Source organism: Streptomyces mesophilus, from assembly GCF_011044995.1.
Classification (GTDB): Bacteria; Actinomycetota; Actinomycetes; order Streptomycetales; family Streptomycetaceae; genus Streptomyces; species Streptomyces mesophilus.
In genome coordinates, this window is record NZ_JAAKZW010000167.1 from 1 (window position 1) to 18181 (window position 18181).

Annotated in this window: 16 protein-coding genes; 9 read left to right on the forward strand and 7 right to left on the reverse strand. The window is 71.2% G+C overall.

What is annotated here, in order from left to right:
* Window positions 1-111 precede the first annotated feature (111 nt).
* Window positions 112-408 (reverse strand): hypothetical protein, encoded by a 297-nt coding sequence (locus G6045_RS29245; protein WP_165335145.1) that lies wholly within the window; start codon window positions 406-408, stop codon window positions 112-114.
* 388 nt (window positions 409-796) lie between these two features.
* Here G6045_RS29245 and G6045_RS29250 point away from each other — a divergent pair, with 388 nt between their 5' ends.
* Window positions 797-2707 (forward strand): potassium channel family protein, encoded by a 1911-nt coding sequence (locus G6045_RS29250; RefSeq protein ID WP_165335158.1) that lies wholly within the window; start codon window positions 797-799, stop codon window positions 2705-2707.
* On the opposite strand, the gene G6045_RS29255 is transcribed toward G6045_RS29250, so the two are convergent.
* Window positions 2698-4071 (reverse strand): uracil-xanthine permease family protein, encoded by a 1374-nt coding sequence (locus G6045_RS29255; protein WP_206344315.1) that lies wholly within the window; start codon window positions 4069-4071, stop codon window positions 2698-2700. The genes G6045_RS29250 and G6045_RS29255 overlap by 10 nt on opposite strands.
* Window positions 4068-5192 carry an aryl-sulfate sulfotransferase gene (locus G6045_RS29260; RefSeq protein WP_165335146.1) on the reverse strand — a complete coding sequence of 375 codons (1125 nt, stop codon included), beginning with the start codon at window positions 5190-5192 and terminating at the stop codon, window positions 4068-4070. The genes G6045_RS29255 and G6045_RS29260 overlap by 4 nt, the downstream gene beginning before the upstream one ends.
* A 166-nt stretch (window positions 5193-5358) precedes the next feature.
* Between G6045_RS29260 and G6045_RS29265 the strand changes: the two genes are divergently transcribed.
* Complete coding sequence (locus G6045_RS29265) at window positions 5359-5934, forward strand: helix-turn-helix domain-containing protein (RefSeq protein ID WP_165335147.1); 576 nt, start codon at window positions 5359-5361, stop codon at window positions 5932-5934.
* Here the strand turns inward: G6045_RS29265 and G6045_RS29270 are convergent.
* Window positions 5828-6787: an EamA family transporter gene (locus G6045_RS29270; protein WP_165335148.1), complete on the reverse strand. Its 960-nt coding sequence runs from the start codon at window positions 6785-6787 to the stop codon at window positions 5828-5830. The two genes, G6045_RS29265 and G6045_RS29270, sit on opposite strands and share 107 nt — an antisense overlap.
* Window positions 6788-6827: 40 nt before the next feature.
* On the opposite strand from G6045_RS29270, the gene G6045_RS29275 reads away from it, so the two are divergent.
* The 6 genes from G6045_RS29275 (at window position 6828) to G6045_RS29300 (ending at window position 12019) form a co-directional block, all read left to right on the forward strand.
* Window positions 6828-7370, forward strand: a complete 543-nt coding sequence (locus tag G6045_RS29275; RefSeq protein WP_165335149.1) for a MarR family winged helix-turn-helix transcriptional regulator — start codon at window positions 6828-6830, stop codon at window positions 7368-7370.
* A gap of 193 nt (window positions 7371-7563) precedes the next feature.
* A complete protein-coding gene (locus G6045_RS29280; protein ID WP_165335150.1) occupies window positions 7564-8610 on the forward strand; it encodes a type III polyketide synthase in 1047 nt (348 codons plus the stop codon).
* Between the two features lie 99 nt (window positions 8611-8709).
* The gene (locus G6045_RS29285; protein WP_165335151.1) at window positions 8710-9651 is read left to right on the forward strand and encodes an aldo/keto reductase; all 942 of its coding nucleotides are present in this window, start codon (window positions 8710-8712) and stop codon (window positions 9649-9651) included.
* 55 nt (window positions 9652-9706) lie between these two features.
* A complete protein-coding gene (locus G6045_RS29290) occupies window positions 9707-10111 on the forward strand; it encodes a nuclear transport factor 2 family protein (protein ID WP_165335152.1) in 405 nt (134 codons plus the stop codon).
* Between the two features lie 15 nt (window positions 10112-10126).
* Window positions 10127-11725 (forward strand): acyl-CoA carboxylase subunit beta, encoded by a 1599-nt coding sequence (locus G6045_RS29295; protein ID WP_408056376.1) that lies wholly within the window; start codon window positions 10127-10129, stop codon window positions 11723-11725.
* Between the two features lie 81 nt (window positions 11726-11806).
* A complete protein-coding gene (locus G6045_RS29300) occupies window positions 11807-12019 on the forward strand; it encodes a hypothetical protein (RefSeq protein WP_165335153.1) in 213 nt (70 codons plus the stop codon).
* A gap of 8 nt (window positions 12020-12027) precedes the next feature.
* Here the strand turns inward: G6045_RS29300 and bglX are convergent, their stop codons facing one another.
* From bglX to G6045_RS29315, 3 genes are all read right to left on the reverse strand, one after another.
* A complete protein-coding gene (gene bglX, locus G6045_RS29305; protein WP_165335154.1) occupies window positions 12028-14199 on the reverse strand; it encodes a beta-glucosidase BglX in 2172 nt (723 codons plus the stop codon).
* A gap of 97 nt (window positions 14200-14296) precedes the next feature.
* Entirely contained in the window at window positions 14297-15127 is an 831-nt protein-coding gene (locus tag G6045_RS29310) for a glycoside hydrolase family 16 protein (protein ID WP_165335155.1), read from the reverse strand.
* A gap of 76 nt (window positions 15128-15203) precedes the next feature.
* Window positions 15204-16823, reverse strand: coding sequence for an extracellular solute-binding protein (locus tag G6045_RS29315; RefSeq protein ID WP_165335156.1), 1620 nt, complete (start codon window positions 16821-16823; stop codon window positions 15204-15206).
* A gap of 255 nt (window positions 16824-17078) precedes the next feature.
* On the opposite strand from G6045_RS29315, the gene G6045_RS29320 reads away from it, so the two are divergent.
* Window positions 17079-18137: a LacI family DNA-binding transcriptional regulator gene (locus tag G6045_RS29320; RefSeq protein ID WP_165335157.1), complete on the forward strand. Its 1059-nt coding sequence runs from the start codon at window positions 17079-17081 to the stop codon at window positions 18135-18137.
* Window positions 18138-18181: the final 44 nt, after the last annotated feature.

Below are 18181 nucleotides of genomic sequence, written 5' to 3' on the forward strand. Positions count from 1 at the left end.
CGGCTGGTCCTGGTGCCGTGGATCCGGCAGGCAGGGTGCGCGGACCGCCGCTGCCGGCCTGGATCCGGCGGGCGGGCCGGCAGCGGCCCGCCCCGGAAGATCTGCCGAGGGTCAGTGGTCGTCCCAGTGCCCGTCGTGGCCGGCGTGGCGGTGGCCGTCGTGCACGTAGTCGACGTGGTCGCCGTGGGGTACGGCGACATGGCCGCAGCCCTCGCCGTGCCGGTGCTCGTGGTCGCCGTGCGTGGTGTGCCCGGCCGGTTCGCACTCGTCGATGTGGTCCTCGTGCATACGGTGCAGATGGCCGTCGTGGGCGTAGTCCACGTGGTCCCCGTGCGGGAACGCCACGTGTCCGCAGCCGTCGCCGTGCTGGTGGGCGTGCGCGGAGTGGGGGGCGTGGGCAGTGGTCATGAGGTGCTCCAGAGGGCGCTCGGGCGGCGGCGGGGCGCTCGGTTGCGCACCGCCGCTTGGCATCCTGCACTCCGGTGACCACGGCCTTCGGCAGCGTTCCCGGCGTGTCCGGGTCAGTCGCCCGAGCGCCTGCGGAACGCGGGGCGCGCGGGCCGGCGGAACGCCCCAGGGCACGTGCCGCCCACGCCGACCGGTCCGCGGGCAGGTGCCACGCCCTCTTGGACGCCCACCCGCCCGCTCGCCTCTGCCGTCGCCCACCACGTGCGCCGCGCCCTTCCCCTCGTACGGCCGACACCTCACGTACCGCCTTGGCAGCACCCCGCCCCATGAGGCACGCTTCACCCTCGTGCCCGATCTGTCTGATCACTCAACTCCTGCCGCCAGCCGCATGGTTGTCTGCGGTGACGACGCCCTCGCCCAGCGGCTGGCCGGAGAGCTGCGGGAGGTGTACCGCGGGAAGGTGACGCTCGTCGTGCCGCCCGCCGGCAGCCGGTCCCCGCTTCCCCTGAGCGGCCGCGAACGGGCCGGGGTCCTGCTCGGCAGGGTCTCGGCGGCGCTCGGCCGGGGCCCGGCCGGTACGGCACCCTTGCCGGACGAGGAACAGCGCCTTGTGGAGACCGCCGAGCTCACCGACGAGGTCCTTGCCGAGGCGGGTGTGGCGCAGGCCGCGGCGCTGGCCCTGGTGTACGACGACGACGAGACCAACATCCGCGCGGCCCTCGCCGCACGGCGGTTCAACCCCCGGCTGCGTCTGGTGATCCGGCTCTACAACCGCAAGCTGGGCCAGCATCTGGCCGAACTCCTCGACCAGGCATCGCTGTTGGCGGATCCCGGGCTCGACACCCGCGAGATCTCCACCACGGTGCTCTCCGACGCCGACACCGCGGCGCCCGCCCTGGCCGCCGCCGCAGTGGCCGGCACCCGCAAGGTGCTCCAGGCCGACGGTCTGCTGCTGCAGGCCGTGGAGCGGCAGCCGGGCAGCGACGGATCCGCCCCCGAAGGACTGTGCACGCTGGCGCTGCTCTCCGCCCCGCGCAACGACCCGCAAGGTGCGGACGTGGGCCCTCAACTGCTGCCCGACGACGCGGCGGTCACCTCGGCCGAGGGGCGTGGCGCGGTCGTGCTGCAGGCCGTCCAGCACAACGGTCCGCCGCTGGCACCCGGGCGCCTAGCGGGCCGCAGCGCCCCGTTGCGGGAACTCTTCTCGCGCCGGCTGCGCTGGTCGCTCGCGGGGCTCCTGACCGCGGTCCTCGCCCTGGCGGTCGCGTCCTGGCTCACCGGGGACGACCACCCGCTGCACGCCACGTATCTCACGCTCCTCGACCTGTTCGCCCTGAACGATCCCGCCACGGACGAACCCCACAGCCGCCAGATCCTCCAACTCCTCGCCGCCCTGGCCGGGTTGCTGCTGCTTCCCGTGCTGCTCGCCGCGGCACTCGAAGCCTTCGGCACCTTCCGTACGGCCGCCGCCCTGCGCCGGCCGCCGCGCGGCCTGTCCGGCCATCTGGTGCTGCTCGGCCTCGGCAAGATCGGCACCCGGGTGCTGACCCGGCTGCGCGAACTCGGCATCCCCGTCGTCTGCGTCGAGGAGGACCCGGAGGCCCGCGGTATCCCGCACGCACGCCGGCTGCGCGTGCCCGTGATCATCGGCGACGTCACCGAGGAGGGCGTCCTCGAGGCCGCGAAGATCCACCGCGCACACGCCCTGCTCGCGCTGACCAGCGTCGACACCACCAACCTCGAAGCGGCCCTGTACGCACGCTCGGTCAAGCCCGACCTCGGCGTCGTCCTGCGGCTGTACGACGACGAGTTCGCCACGGCCGTCTTCCGCACCCTGCGCGCCGCGCACCCCGGGGCCAACACCCGCAGCCGCAGCGTCACCACGCTGGCCGCGCCCGCGTTCGCCGCGGCGATGATGGGCCGCAGGATCCTGGGCGCGATCCCCGTCGAGCGCAAGGTGCTCCTCTTCGCCGCGCTCGACGTCGCCGACCACCCCGAGCTCCAGGACCGCACGGTCGCGGAAGCCTTCCGCGCGGGCGCCTGGCGCGTGGTCGCCCTGGACACCTCGGCTCCCGCCCAGCGCCTGCCCGACCTCTCGATCGGCCCGCCTCCGTACAGCCAGGGCCACACCCCCGGTCTCGTATGGGATCTGCATCCGGGCCATGTGCTGAGCTCGGCGGACCGCGTGGTGGTGGCGGCGACCCGGCGCGGGCTCGCCCAACTTCTCGGGCAGCGGCGGGAGTCGGGGCGCGTGGCCGGACCTCGTACGCCTGATGCCGCGGCGCCCGGTCAGGAGTGAGAGCTCAGTCTCGGCTCGCGGTCAGGAGTACGAAGCCGCGGCTCCCGTGAGACCCGCCCCGCCAGGCGCAGCACCGCGTGCAGCAGCACGGCCGTCAGCGTTCCCGCGACCACACCGCTCCCGAGCACCGTGCCCACCCAGCCAGGGAACGCCCCGTACAGGCCGGGTGCGACGACCGGTGCGAGACCTACGGCGAGGGCGAGCGCGGCCACCATGGCCTGCGCGTTGTCGCGTAGTTCGGCCCGGTGCAGCATGTCCGCGCCCATGACCGCGATCATCGCGTAGACGACCAGTCCCGAGCCGCCGACCACCGGCGCCGGTATGCCCGCGAGCAGACGGGGCAGCGGGGCGAGCAGACCGGCCGCGAGCAGCAGGACGCCGGCCGCCGCGGTCACGTAACGGCTGCGTACGCCGGTGAGTTTGGTGAGGCCGACGTTCTCGGAGCTGGTGACCATCAGCGACGTGCCGAAGACCCCGCCGAGGAGGGAGACCGCCGCATCCGCCCGTGCCACGCGCGGCACATCCTGCGCCGGGCGCGGATCCCGGCCGACGGTCTCGCTGTTGAGCACCGTCTGACCGGTGATCTCCGCGAGCGTGGTCAGGCTGAAGATCAGCAGGGGCAGCGCGGCGAGCAGGTCGAACTGCGGTGTTCCGTACGGGAAAGGGCTGGGCAGAGCCCACCCGGAGCCCTCGGCGGGGGTGAACTCCCTGAGGCCGGTCGCCGCCGCGACCAGCGTGCCGGTCACCATCCCGAGCAGCACCGCCGTCTGCCGCCACACTCCGCGCAGCAGGACGAAGGCGGCGAAGGTCGCCCCGATGGTGATCGCCGCCAGGACGACGGCCGAGCGGCCCGGATGCCCCTGCGGGCCGGTGACCAGCTGCGCCGCCACCCGCACCATCGCGATGCCGATGAGCAGCACGGTCACGCCCATGACCAGCGGCGGGAAGAGCCGTACGACGCGGGCGTAGAGCGGGAGCACGGCGAGCAGCAGACAGCCGGCGAGGAGCACGGACCCACTGGCCACCGCCGGTCCGTGGTCCTGCGCGATCTGCAGGAACAGCGCGGCCGCCGCTCCGCCGGGCAGCATCACGAACGGAAGCCGGGCGCCGAATCCGTACCGTCCGAGGGATTGCAGGAGTGCGCCGAGGCCGCAGAGCACGAGCACCGTGCTGAGCAGCGAGGCGGTGCGGGCGGGCGTCAGGTGGAGGGCCGTGGCGGTGAGGAAAACCGTGGAGATGGGCGCCGCGATCATCGCGAGGACGTGCTGCACGGCCAGCGGCGCGAGCCGCCGCAGCGGGATCCGCTCGTCGACGGGGCTGCCGGACCTGCCCACTGAGCTGCCCTTGTCGCTCGTCACGGTCATGCCCCGGCCTCCAGCCACGGCAGCTCCTCGGCGGCGTAACGGTAGGCGCGGAACACGGCGTTGGGCTCGGAGGGGAAGAGGGAGCGGACGGCGGAGTCCTCGTACGCGGCGAACTGCGGGACCACGTACTCCCAGCACAGATAGCCGTCCGCGGTGACCTCGAAGAGGCGGCCCGCCGGGGAGTCGGTGATCAGGGTGTTGCCGTTCGGCAGGCGCTGGGCGGCGCCCATGAACGGCGCGAAGAAGGACTCCTTGGCCGGGTCGTGGTACTCCCACACCACCTTGCCGCTCCCCCGCTCGATCTCGATGACACGGGAGTACGGGACGTCCGAGCCGGGGCGGAAGACGCCGTTGTCGAAGACGAGGAGGTTGCCGCCGGGCAGCTCGGTCGGGTGGTGCTGCTGGGAGACGGTGCCCGGGTCCGTGCGCCACAGGACCTCGCCGGTCGCGCGGCTGATCACGATCACGGCGGAGGTGCTGCGCAGCGAGGCGACGATGTTCCCGTCGGCCAGCTCCGCGACGGAGTTGATCAGTGGCCAGTGCTCGCGGGCGTAGTCCGGGTGCAGCGCGTAGGCCTCCCGGTCGAGGTGTTCGGCGGCGCGCCACGACCAGAGCTCGGTGCCGTCGGCGTCGACCTCCTTGATGGTGTCGGCCCACACGATGCCGCCGTCGGCCTCGGAGCCCGGCACTCCGCCGCGTACCGCGTCCGCCGCGGCGCCGGTGAGCGGTTCGAGCGCGGCGTACAGGATGCGGCCGTCGTCGAGGTGGTTCGCGTCGTGGTGCTGGAGCGGATCGCGGTGCTCGCGCAGCACGGTGCCGTCCGGGGCGGCCTGGAGCATGACGCCGCCGCGGTACTTGTGCCACATGGGGAAGAGCGCGGGCTCGTCCGGCAGGACGCCGTTGTAGGCCAGGTTCCCGCCGGGCAGGATGCGCGCGTGTCGGCCGGGACGGTACGGCAGCCGCCACTCGTGTACGACGCGACCGTGCAGGTCGACGAGGTGGACCTCGCCGGATCCGGTGAGCGGGGCGAAGAGCGTGTAGCCCGGCGAGGCGGCCTCGCCGTCCAGCGCTATGAGGCCGGTTCCTCGACGGCGGCGGGAGTTCTGGTCGACACGCGGCATGGTGGGGGCCTCTCCAGTGGGTCAAAGTTTCTTTGATGACATCAACTGCCTTAGAAGCTAGGGGGAGTTTGTGTCTGCGGTGTTGCTGCCGTACGAAGCCTCTTTCCGCGGGTGCGTAGGCTGGCCGGCGGCGGTGGGGAGAGTGCGCAGCGGAGGGGAGCCGGCCATGGCGGACGAGGACGCGGGTGGCCCGCGGGTGGGCGCGGGAATCCGCAGGCGGCGCAGGTCACTCGACCTGACGCTTGCGGACGTGGCGGCCCGCTCGGGGCTGTCGTCGCCCTTCCTCAGCCAGATCGAGAACGACCGGGCCCGGCCGAGCATGCGCTCCCTGCAACGGGTCGCGGACGCGCTCGGCACCACGGCGGTGCAGCTGCTCGCCTCGGCGGAGCCACCGCGCACCGTGGATCTCGTACGGGCAAAGGAGGCGTCGGCGCTCGATCCGTCGGACGAGGCCCGCGTCCGGCCCTTGGTGCGCGGCCATCACCAGCTGCACGCCCTCGAGTTCACGGGTGATCACGACGGTACGCGTGAATTCCGGCACCGCAACGACGAGTTGATGTACGTGGCGGACGGCGCCGCCGAGGTGGAGGCGGAGGGCCGCAGCTACCGTCTGGTCCGCGGCGACACCCTCTACCTCACCGGCGGCGTCGCGCACCGCTGGCGGGCCACGGCTCCCGGCACCCGGGTGCTGCTCGTCGCGGTCGCGGACCATATCGAGGCGACGGGGGATCCGCGGGCCTGAGTTCCGCGGCGGCCGGCGGCCGGGCGAACCCCACGCTCGCCAAGGTGAGCGCCAAGCCGAACAGCTGCCGCCCGGTCAGGCCCTCATGGGCGGCCACGACGCCCAGGAGCACACCGGTGACCGGGTTGAGCAGGCCCACGAGACCGACCGTGGCCGCGGGCAGGCGGCGCAGTCCGCCGAACCAGGCCACGAAGGCGAGCGCCGTGCCGACGAGAGCGACATAGGCGAACCCGGCCACGGCAGGAGCGTCGAGCGCCGGCGGACTCCCCTCGACGATGCCCGCGGCCACCAGCAACACCAGTCCCCCGGCCACGAGTTGCCAGGACGTCGACGCCAAGGTGCCGACGCCTTCGCTCCAGCGCTTGGCGAGCAGGTAGCCGCAGGAGGACATGGCCATGGCGCCCGCCGAGGCGAGGATGCCCGCGGGATCGGTCGAGCCGCTCGCGGTGAGCAGCATCAGGCACACCCCGGCGGCGCCGGCGACGGCCGCCGCGAGCTGCCGCAGCCGCGGCCTCTCCCCGACGAGCGGCCACGCGAGGACTGCCATGACCAGCGGGGCCAGGGCCATCACGGTCGAGGCCACGCTGGTCGGCAGCCGCTGCGCCGCGACGTACACGAGAGCGAAGAATCCGCCCATGTTCAGGACCCCGAGGACCAGGGACTTCCACCACCAGGAACCGCTCGGCAGCGTCCGGCTCAGGGCGAGCAGCAGCAGACCGGCGGGCAGGGCCCGGATGGCCGCTCCGTAGAGCGGCCGGTCCGGCGGCAGGAACTCCCCCGTGACGTAGTAGGTCGTCCCCCATGCCACCGGAGCCACCGCCGTGATCAGCGACCACCGCCATATACCTTCCATGGAAGATATATTACCTTCCAAGGAAGGTATCCTGTTCCTCGTGACGGAGAACAATCCACACCCCCTGGACCACGTCGCCCGCATCCAGGCCGAGTGGGCCCGCGAGCGCCCCGACGTGGACGTGACCCCGCAGGCCGTCATCGGCCGGCTGCACCGCCTCGGCGCCCTGCTGACCCGGCAGTTGTGTCTCGTCTACGACAAGTACGGGCTGAGCGAAGGCGAGTTCGACGTACTGGCAGCGCTGCGGCGCGCCGGACGACCCTACGAGCGGGCACCCGGTGAACTGGCCGCGCACACCATGGTCACCACAGGTGCGATGACCAAGCGCATCGACCGCCTGGAACGCAACGGCCTGGTCACCAGGCGCCGGTCGGCCGAGGACGGCCGCGCCCGTGTGGTCGCGCTCACCCCGGCAGGACGCAAGCTGATCGACCGCGCCTTCACCGACCACATGCGCAACGAACGGGCCCTCATGGACGCCGTCTCCCCCGAGGAAGCCGCACAGCTGGAGACGCTGCTGACGGCGTGGCTGGCCCGCCTCGACACCCCGCCCGACCAGCCGCAGCCGCCCACCGCGACCTGAGGAGCGCACCCCTCCCTCTGGAGTGGCGAGCCGGACGACAATCCCTGAGTCTTATGGAGTGCCTCCGAACGGACCGGGTGCGATGCGGAGCGTCGCACCCCCATGGTCCCGGTAGGCCTGTCCTGCCTGAGGTGTACGCGATGCCGGTCGTACCCGCGGACGGACTCCAGGAAAGACTCCCGGAAGGACTCACATGCCTGTCCTGTGCTGCCCTGCCGTAGACGTCCCCGAGCACGTCATCACGCTCGAAGAGACCCTCGAACTGGCCGAACGCATCCACGCCGATCACGACGAGCTCCCCTTGGCGCTGAAGCTCATCACGAACACCGGAGTGCAGACGCGCCACCTGGTGCAGCCCATCGAGACCACCCTGCGGCACCCCGGCTTCGAGGAGCGCAATCTGGTCTACGAGCGTGAGGCCAAGGCCCGGATACCGGCCGTCGTCGAGCGGGCCCTGCGGCAGGCGGACCTCACCGCCGACCAGATCGACGCACTGATCTACGTATCGTGCACGGGGTTCACCATGCCGTCCCTGACGGCGTGGATGATCAACAACTTGGGGTTCAGGTCCGACACCCGGCAGCTGCCCATCGCGCAGCTGGGCTGTGCGGCCGGCGGAGCAGCCATCAACCGGGCGCACGACTTCTGCGTGGCCCACCCGGGGTCCAACGCCCTCATCGTGGCCTGCGAGTTCTGCTCGCTCTGCTACCAGCCCGATGACATCACCGTGGGAAACCTGCTCTGCAACGGCCTGTTCGGCGATGCCGTCGCCGCGGCCGTGGTCCGCTCCGAAGGCGACCGCGGGGTGCTCCTGGAGCGCAACGGCTCCCGTCTGGTGCCCAATACGGAGGACTGGATCGCGTACGCGGTCAAGGCCACCGGATTCCACTTCCTGCTCGACCGCCGCGTACCGGGCACGATGGAGCAACTGGCACCCTCCCTGCGGGAAGTGGCCGCCGAGCAGGGCTGGAACGCCGAGGCCCTCGACTTCTACGTCATCCACGCTGGCGGCCCCCGCATCCTGGACGACCTGTCGCGCTTCCTCAAGGTCGCACCGGACATGTTCGCGTGCAGCCGCGCCACCCTCACCCAGCACGGCAATATCGCCTCGGCCGTCGTACTGGACGCGCTGCGGCGCCTGTACGGCACGGAGAGCGTGCCGGTGGGAGCCCGCGGCCTCATCGCCGGGTTCGGCCCCGGCATCACCGCCGAGATCACGCTCGGCACCTGGCTGGGCTGACCCGACCCTCACGTAACCGCACGACACAGCGTTCGTGCTGCGGCACCCCATGCCGTCATCCGGCACCTCGACCTCGACCTCGACGAGAGGAACACCAGCATGTCCACCAACACCCCCTCCAACCCGCAGCAGTTGACCATCGGCGGCGACATGACCGTCAACCGCCTCGGCTACGGGGCCATGCATCTGACCGGCCACGGCATGTGGGGGCCGCCGGACGACCCCGACCAGGCGGTCGCCGTGCTGCGCCGGGCGGTGGAGCTCGGCGTCACCTTCATCGACACCGCCGACTCGTACGGCCCCGGCGACAACGAGCGCATCATCCGCAAGGCGCTGCACCCCTACCCGGAGGACCTGGTCATCTCGACCAAGGGCGGGCTGCTGCGCTCGGGGCGCGACGACTGGCTCGAGGACAAGGGCGCGCCGTACATCATGCCGTGCGGACGACCCGAATACCTGCGCCAGCAGGTCGAGTTGAGCCTCACCAACCTGGGTGTCGAGCGGATCGACCTGTACCAGCTGCACAGCATCGACCCCACCGTGCCGCTCGCCGACCAGTTCGGTGAGCTGGTCCGGTTGCAGCAGGAGGGCAAGATCCGCCACATCGGCCTGTCCGGCCAGCCCGGGGTCACCCTCGACGACCTCGCCCACGCGAACGCCCATGCGCAGATCACCGCGGTCGAGAACCTGTACAACATCGTCGACCGCGCCGGCGAGGACGTCGTACGCCACGCGGAGCAGCACAACGTGGCCTTCATCCCGTGGTTCCCGCTGGGCCACGGCGGTCTGGTCGGTCCCGACAGTCCGCTGCGGCCGATCGCCGAGCAGTACGGCGCCACGCCCGCGCAGCTGGCCCTGGCCTGGCTGCTCCACCACTCGCCGGCCACGCTGCTCATCCCCGGCACCACCTCGGTGAGCCACCTGGAGCTCAACATGAAGGCGGCCGAACTGCACTTCAGCGCCTCGGACATGGAGGCCATCACGGCGGCCGTCGACGCGGCCGAAGTCCCCGTGTGGCGGCCGGAGCCGGCTGTCGCCTGAGCCTTGGAAACCCCGTGGACCGGAGCCCTGGAAACCCCGTGGAAAGGCAGTAGCGATGACCAGCACGCATCCGAACGCGCTCAAGCTGCGCGAGCTGTACGCGGACCTCTCCAGGATCGGGGAGTTCGTGCACGACGACGTGGTGCTGCATCCGGCGACCCGGGCCGTCGACCCCGCGGTCGGGGACCAGGTGGGCCGGGAAGCGGTCGTCGAGTGGGAGCGCGAGCTCCTCGGCGCCACCGGCGACACCCTGGTCATGAACGTCCAGGACATCACCGCCAACGACCAGTTCGGCACGGTGCTCGGGACGCTCGAAGGGCGTTTCGGTGACGTGCCCTTCGCCCAGGCCTTCTGCGGCGTATGGCGCTTCGAGAACGGCAAGGTCACCGAGCACTGGGAGAACATCTACACCCCGGACCTGCTCGCCTCCCTCGTCCAAGTCGCACCCAGCCGCGCGTGAGAGAGGAAGCCTGAGATGACCGAGACCACCGAAACGGCCGAGCTGCCGGACGACCTGATGGCCCCGTCCCTCGAGGTGCGCTGTGAGGCACTTGGCGCGCTCAAGGACTCCGTACGTACGACAGGCGGCGACGCGGCGGTCGAACGCCAGCATCAGCGCGGCAAGCTCACGGTCCACGAGCGGCTCGAACTCCTCATGGACAAGGGGTCGTTCAGGGAGCTTCAGGGGCTCCGCCGGCACCAGGCCACCGGCTTCGGCCTGGAGAACCACCGGCCGCATTCCGACGGTGTGGTCACGGGCTGGGGCACCATCCACGGCCGCACCGTCTATGTGTACGCACACGATTTCCGGGTGATGGGCGGCTCGCTCGGCGCCACGCACGCTGCCAAGATCCACCGTGTGATGGATCTCGCCGAGGCGTCGGGCGCGCCCCTGATCAGCCTCAACGACGGGGCGGGCGCCCGTATTCAGGAGGGCGTGTCCGCGCTCAACGGGTACGGCGGGATCTTTCTACGCAACGTCCGCAGCTCCGGGGTCATCCCCCAGATCAGCGTCATCCTGGGGCCGTGCGCCGGCGGCGCCGCCTACTCCCCCGCGCTGACCGATGCCGTGTTCATGGTCCGGGGCATCGGCCAGATGTTCCTGACCGGCCCCGCCGTCGTGAAGGCGGTCACCGGTGAGGACGTCACCATGGAGGAACTCGGCGGCGCGGATCTGCACGGCTCCGTCTCCGGTCTCGCGCAGTTCGTGCACGACGACGAGGAGAGCTGTCTGGAGGAGGTCCGCAGGCTGATCTCCTTCATTCCGCACAACAACCGGTCGGTCGCGCCCGAGTACTTCTGCCAGGATCCCGTCGACCGCCGCAACGACGTCCTGACCGACCTGGTGCCCACCGACGGCAACCGCTGCTACGACATGCTCCAGGTCATCGAGGAGATCGTCGACGACGCCAACTTCATGCAGGTGCACGAGACCTGGGCCCGCAACATCCTGTGCGGCCTGGCCCAGATCGGCGGCCAGACCGTGGGGATCGTGGCCAACCAGCCCGCCCACCTCGCCGGCGTCCTGGACATCCACGCCTCGGAGAAGGCGGCCCGCTTCGTGCGGCTGTGCGACGCCTTCAACGTCCCCCTGGTGACACTGGTCGACGTCCCCGGCTTCCTGCCCGGGACCGACCAGGAGTCCGGCGGCATCATCCGGCACGGCGCCAAACTCCTGCACGCCTACTGCGCGGCCACGGTGCCCCGTGTCCAGGTCATCGTCCGCAAGGCGTACGGGGGCGCGTACATCGTCATGGACTCCCCGGCGATCGGCAGCGATCTCTCGCTCGCCTGGCCCACCAACGAGGTGGCCGTCATGGGTCCGGAAGCCGCCGCGGAGATCGTCTTCCGGCACGACATCGCGGCGGCCGACGACGCAGAGGAAGCCCACGCCCGGTACGCCCAGGAGTACCGCGACCGTCTGATGCATCCGCTGCACACGGCCGAACTCGGCTATGTCGACGACATCATCGACCCCCGTGACACCCGGCGGATCCTGGCCGAGTCCCTGGCCGCCCTGCGCACCAAGCGCGCGCAGCTCAGCCACCGCAAGCACAGCATCAGCCCACTGTGACCGCCGTAGGCCAGTAGCCATCCGTACCCCGGCGCCCTGCCATGCCCGGCCTACGCCGGCCCGAGGACCGAGGAGCCGAAGATGACGAGCATCAACATGCTCGGCGCGCACCTGCGCAAAGAGCTGACCATCCTCACCCCCACCTGCACGGCCGAGGACCGCGAGGCCGTCATCCGAGCCCTGTGCCAACACCTCGCCGCCACCACCGCCCCACCAGCCGGCCCCCGCCTGCTCCCCGGCACGACGGCCTACCAGCCGCCGACGTCGTGGACCGGCCCGCCGGCGGCCGGCTGACCAAGCCCTCAGGTGACGTCGAGGGTGCACCTGCTCCGCGTGAGCGAACTCGTCCCCACATAGACGTCGACCGCGCCCGGTTCCACCACGAAAACCCCCGCCGGGTCGCCGGTCCAGAAGCCCAGGTCCTCGGCCGTCAGGTGAAAGCGGACCTCGGTGCTCTCACCGGGCGTCAGGCGTACGCGCTCGAAGCCGCGCAGGCGCCGTACGGGCTGGACGATCGAGGCGGCCCGGTCGTGGACGTACAGCTGGACGACCTCGTCGCCCGGCCGGCCTCCCGTGTTCGTCAGCGTGGTCGTGACCTCGACCGAAGCGCCCGCCATCAGAGCGGCCGCATCGATCGCGGACCGGCTGAGGCGGGGGTCGGACGTGGTGAAGTCCGTGTAGCTCAGGCCGAATCCGAAGGGGAACTGTGGGCCGTCGGGCAGGTCCAGATACTTCGATACGTACTTCTCGTCCGGCCGCGACGCGTCGTACGGGCGCCCCGTGGTCTCCCGGTTGTAGTAGACCGGGATCTGGCCCACGGACCGCGGGACGGTGACCGGGAGCTTGCCGCCGGGGCCGACCGCTCCGGTCAGGATGTCGGCGACGGCGTGACCGGCCTCGATGCCGGGGTGCCACGCCATCAGGACGGCCGCGGCCGAGTCGAGCCAGCCGCCGATCGTCAGCGGCCGCCCGGCCACGAGGACCACGGTGAACGGTGTGCCCGTCGCGGCGATGGCGGCGATCAGCTCCTCCTGGTCACCGGGCAGACCCAGGTCCGCCCGCGTCGCCGCCTCACCGCTGATCGCCGGTGGTTCACCGGCCACGACGACCACCGCGTCGGCGGCCCCCGCGGCCGCGACCGCCTCGGCGATACCGGCGCGTGAGCCGCCCTCGGCGGGCACCCCCTGGGCATGCAGGATCCTGGCCTGCGGGAGCGCGGACTTCAGGCCCTCGACGACCGTGACCGCGGGGAAGCGCTGCCGCGTGTCCGGGATGACCCAAGTGCCCAGGAGATCAACGGAGTCGGCGAACGGGCCGACCACGGCGATCGTACGAGCCCCCGGGTCCAGCGGAAGCGCGGCGTTCTCGTTCTTGAGCAGCACCATGCAGCGCGCCGCCGCTTCCCTGGCCGCCGCGCGGGTGGCCTCGGTCGGTGCGGACAGGGCCGCGTCCTCGGGCACGTACGGACGCTCGAAGAGACCGAGGCGCAACTTCAGCCGCAGCACGCGCGCGACCGCGTCGTCGAGACGCTCCGGTGCGAGCCGGCCGGAACGGAGCAACTCCCGTCCGTGGTCGGCGATGCTGGTGCTGACCATCTCCATGTCGATGCCGGAGCCGAGCGCGAGCCGCCCCGCCTCGGCCGGGTCGGCCGCGTAGCCGTGCACGACCATCTCGGCCACGCCCGCCCAGTCGCTCACCACCACACCGTCGAAGCCCCACTCCTTCTTGAGGACATCGGTGAGCAGATGGGTGTTGCCGTGGGCGGGGATGCCGCTGACGGTGTTGAACGCGGCCATGAAGGTCGCCGCTCCGGCGTCGACGGCCGCCTTGAACGGGGGCAGGTAGAGGTTGCGCAGCCGCTGCTCCGACACGTCGACGGTGTTGTAGTCGCGGCCGCCCTCCGCACCTCCGTATGCGGCGAAGTGCTTGGCGCAGGCCGCTACTTGGCCCTGGGATGCCAAGTCGTCGCCCTGGAAGCCGCGGACCTTGGCCGCCGCGTAGCGGGCCGCCAGATACGGGTCCTCGCCGGAGCTCTCGGCCACCCGGCCCCAGCGCGGCTCGCGGGTGACGTCCACCATGGGCGCGAAGGCCCAGTGGACCCCGTTGGAGCGGGCCTCGCGCGCGGAGACGACGCCGTCCGTCTCGGCGACCGCGGGGTCGAAGGCGGCGGCCTGGGCGAGCGGGATGGGGAAGGTGGTCCAGTAGCCGTGGATGACGTCGAGGCCGAAGACCAGCGGGATGCCGAGGCGTGACTCCTCGACGGCGATGCGCTGCAGGGCGTTGCTGCTCGCGGCGCCGAAGACGTTGAGGACCGAGCCGAGCAGCCCCTTGCGGGCCGCGGCCTCCGCGTCCTCGGTGGCGGCGCCCGCGCCCGGGCCGGTGTCCCAGGCCCAGGCGAGCTGCTGGAGCTGACCGAACTTCTCCTCGACCGTCATCCGGCCGAGCAGTTCCCGGATCCTGTCCTCGTACGGCATGGGCAACGCGTCCTTTCGCGGCGGGAGTTGACGTACGGAGGAGCCCGCCTCCCCCGGCCGTCAGGCGCTGAGGGGAGGCGGGAGAGCCGGGAGTTGCTCAGCCGAGGTTCGCGTCCTGGTAGACGCGCACCGAATCGATCTTGAACTGCTGCGGGAAGGTCACGCTCGCGTCGGGGTGACCGATCCAGGAAGCGCCCACCGCGGTGTTCATGATGATGTGCATCGGGGTGTTGAAGTAGTCGCCGACGGGGGCGAACTGGCAGGTCTGCTGCCCGTCCACGTAGTACGTCAGCTTCGGTCCCGGCTCCCAGACGAGGCCGTACGTGTGGTAGCCGGCCGAGAGGTCCACGGGGCTCGTGTACTTGCAGCCCTGATTGGCCCCGAGGTCCGTGCCGTTGGGGGTGTCGGCGTAGTGGATGGCGTGCTTCACCTCGTACGGGGTGTTCCACATCTCGGCGAAGTCGATCTCGTTGCCGCCCGGGCCGGGCCAGTTGTAGACCTTGTCGCCCTGAAGCCACAGCGCGGGCCAGATGCCGGTGCCCATCTTCGGCACCTTCGCGACGACTTCGATCTTCCCGTACGTGAAGGAGAACCGGCCCTTCGTCCAGACCATGCCGGAGGTGTAGGCCTTGGAGCCGTACTGCCGTTTCTCCGTCGTCAGGACCAGGTTGCTGCTCGCGGTGGTGACGTCGAAGGAGGCGTAGGCCTGATCGGTGCCGGGGCTTATGGTGCCCTCCAGGGCGCCCCACTTCTGCACGTCGAGGGACCCGTCGAAGGTGTCGCCCCAGACGAACTGCCAGTCGGGGGCGGCCTGTTCGGCGGCGGACGCGGTCTGTTCAGTGGTGGATGCGGCGCCGGCCTCGGCGGGTATCGCCACGGCGGCCAGCAGGAGGGCCGCGGTCAGCAGCCTCGCCGTTCTCTTGCGCATGGGACTCTCCTCTTGGTGGGCGTGTGAAGCGGGATCACGTACAGAGGGCCACTCGTGAAGGCGGCGGTCAGGGCGCTCAGCGCAGCTGCGCGTAGACCGTCTCGTACTCCTTGCGCACCTTGTCGCCGCCGGACTGCCGCCAGCTGCGCACGACCGAGGACCAGTCGGACACCGGCTTGTTGCCGCGGACGATCTCGCTCACCGCGCCGCTGAGGATCTTCGAAAGGGCCTGGCCCTTGGCCGCCTGCGTGGCCGCATACAGGCCGACGGTGGGGTCCTCGACAAGGAGCGGGGCGGCCTTGCGGTGGAAGGCGTACTGCTTGTCGACCACGGCCTTGCCGCCCGGGCCGATGACCGGCGGGCTGTCGACGAGGTACTGCATGGGGATCTTGACGTCGGTCCCGCCCCGCTTGGTCGGCGTCGGCAGTCCGTCCTTCATCGTGTAGTCGGTGCCGGATGCGCCGAACTTGCGGAACAGGTGCTCCTCGGTGCCGAACGGCGCCGCCATCCAGTTGGCTATGGCGAGGAGTTGCTTGATCCGCTTCTCGTCGCCCTTCTTGACGCCGGTGACCGCGAAGCTGCCGGGGCCGGTGAACTGCCACCCCTGGCCACCGCCGTCGAACGCGGGGGCCGTCATGGCGCCCACGTCGATGCCCTGGTAGGTGGTGCGCAGGATGTCCCAGGCCGCGTAGCCGTCGACCTTCAGAGCGATCTTCCCGGTGCCGAACCAGTCGCGGCCCTGCTGGAAGGTGGCGCTGAACGCGTCGGGGTGGAACAGCTTCTTCTTGACCATGCCGGCGACCGCGTCGAGCGCCTCGGGATACGCATCGGACTCGACGGCGTTGGTGAACTTGCCGCCCTTGACCGCCCAGCCGTTGGGGGCGCCGGCCATCGCGAGCGCGAACATGAGGGCGCCGCCGCCCGCGACACCCGTGTCGCCGAGCGCCCAGCGTCCCGCCTTGGCGTCGGTCAGGCCCTCGCACAGTTCCAGGAACTCCGCGAAGCTCCCCGGCTGCGGGTTGAGGGAGCGTTCGGCGATCAGGTCGTCGCGGGTGAACATGATGTTGCCGATGCTCGCGCGCGGCGTGGGCAGACCGTAGATCCCGCCGTTGGCGATCATCGGCCGCCAGGAGAACTCCGGGATGTTCGCCAGGAACGGGTACTCCTTGACCGCGTCGCCCGAGAGATACGGGGTGAGGTCGGCGAACTTGGCCTTGAGCACGGCGGGCAGGTTCGGGGTCCAGGACTGGAGCATCACCAGGTCGGGCAGGTCTCCGCCGGCCAGCGTCGTGGTCAGCTTGGTGCCGTAGTCGGCGTCCGGCACGATGTTGAACGCCAGCTCCGCGCCGACCCGTTCGTTCAGCTGCTGCCAGTAGCGGTTGCTGCCGGCGCCCGGCGGCACCGGGGTGAAGGTGTTGACCAGGATGCTGACCTTCCCCGCACCCTCGGCGGGCTTGCCGGAGACGGCGCGGACCAGGTCGGACGGATAGCCGTAGAAGCCGGGCAGGAGGTTCTCGCCCGCGGGCAGATCCGGATCCACCCCGGTGAACGGGACGTACGTCGGCAGCTTCAGCCTGGCGTTGGCGGCAGCGGTGTCCGTGCCGTCGGTGCCGCTGCCGCACGCCGTGACGAGCGGCGCCGCGGCGGCCGCGAGTGACAACGCGCCTGCGCCGCGCAGCAGTCCACGGCGGCTCACGAGTCGGTCCTTGTTCACGTGCGGGTCTCCCCTCCAGGACGGTGTGCACCCGGCTCCCATGCGGCCGGGACACCCTTGAATCCACCGTGATAATGCGCATCACCAGTTGGCGACGGACCCTAGGACCGGGTTTCCGGGCTGTCAACACCTCGTAAAACAAAAGCCTGTTGAGGGATGTGTTGACCCGTCAGCAACCTCTGGCTAGCGTGTGCGGCCTCAACTGATAATGCGCGTAATCAGATTGGACCCCGCTACATGAATGGCACGGAGCCTCCCCGCAAGCGACCGACGCAGGCGGACGTGGCCCGGCTGGCGAAGGTGTCGCCCGCCGTGGTCTCCGCGGTCGTCAACGGCCGTACGGGCGGGGGCGTTCGGGTGGGCGACCGCACCGCGGCCCGGGTCGAGCAGGCGATCCGGCAGCTCGGCTACGCGCCCAACGTCGCCGCCCGCAACCTGGCCGGCGGCCGCAGCGACATCATCGGGGTGTTCACCTACGAGGCGCTGTTCCCGATGGACGCGATGAGCTTCTACCACCCGTTCCTGATGGGGGTGGAGGAGGCGGTGGAGGAGCTCGACTGCCATCTGCTGCTCTTCACCGGCTCGCATGTGGACGGCCGGCGCAGGGCGATCTACAAGAACGGGATCAACACCCTCCAGCACGCCGACGGCGCCGTCATCGTCGGACAGGCCGAGAACCGCGAGGAGCTGACCGCGCTGCTTCGCGAGGGCTTTCCCGCGGTCTTCATCGGCCGCCGCGAACTGCCGGGCGCCGAGGCCTCGTACGCGGCCGCCGACTACAGCGGCGCCACCCGCGGCCTCGTGGAGCGGATCAGCGGGCTCGGCCACCGGCGGATCGCACGGCTGCACGGCGGCTCGGCCCATGAGTCGATCGTGGACCGCGACGCGGGCTTCGCCGCCGCGCGCGAGCAGCTCGCCGAACGGCTCGACGCCGCGGACGTGTTCGTCACGCCCAACGCCGCCGCGGTCACCGAGCTGGTCCCCCGTCTCGTGGAGCAGGGCTACACCTGTCTGATCGCGGACGACTGCGACCGGGCCGCCGACGCGTGCGCCGCGGTGGAGCAGCTGGGCCTGTCCGTGCCGGGCGATCTGTCCGTGGCGGCGCTCAGTGAGTTCTCCCTCGCTCCCACCGCCCGCGATGTCAACACCGTGGTGACGCCCGGCCGGGAGATGGGCGCCGCGGCGGTACGGCTGCTCGCGGACCTCCTCAAGAACCCCTCGGACCGATCACCGCGCCGCACCGTCCTCGACTGCGGCCTCCACGACGGCGACACGCTGGCCGCGCCGCGCGGCTGAGCCTCGCGGCCCGTCCCCCACGCCTGAACCCCGCACCCATCCCC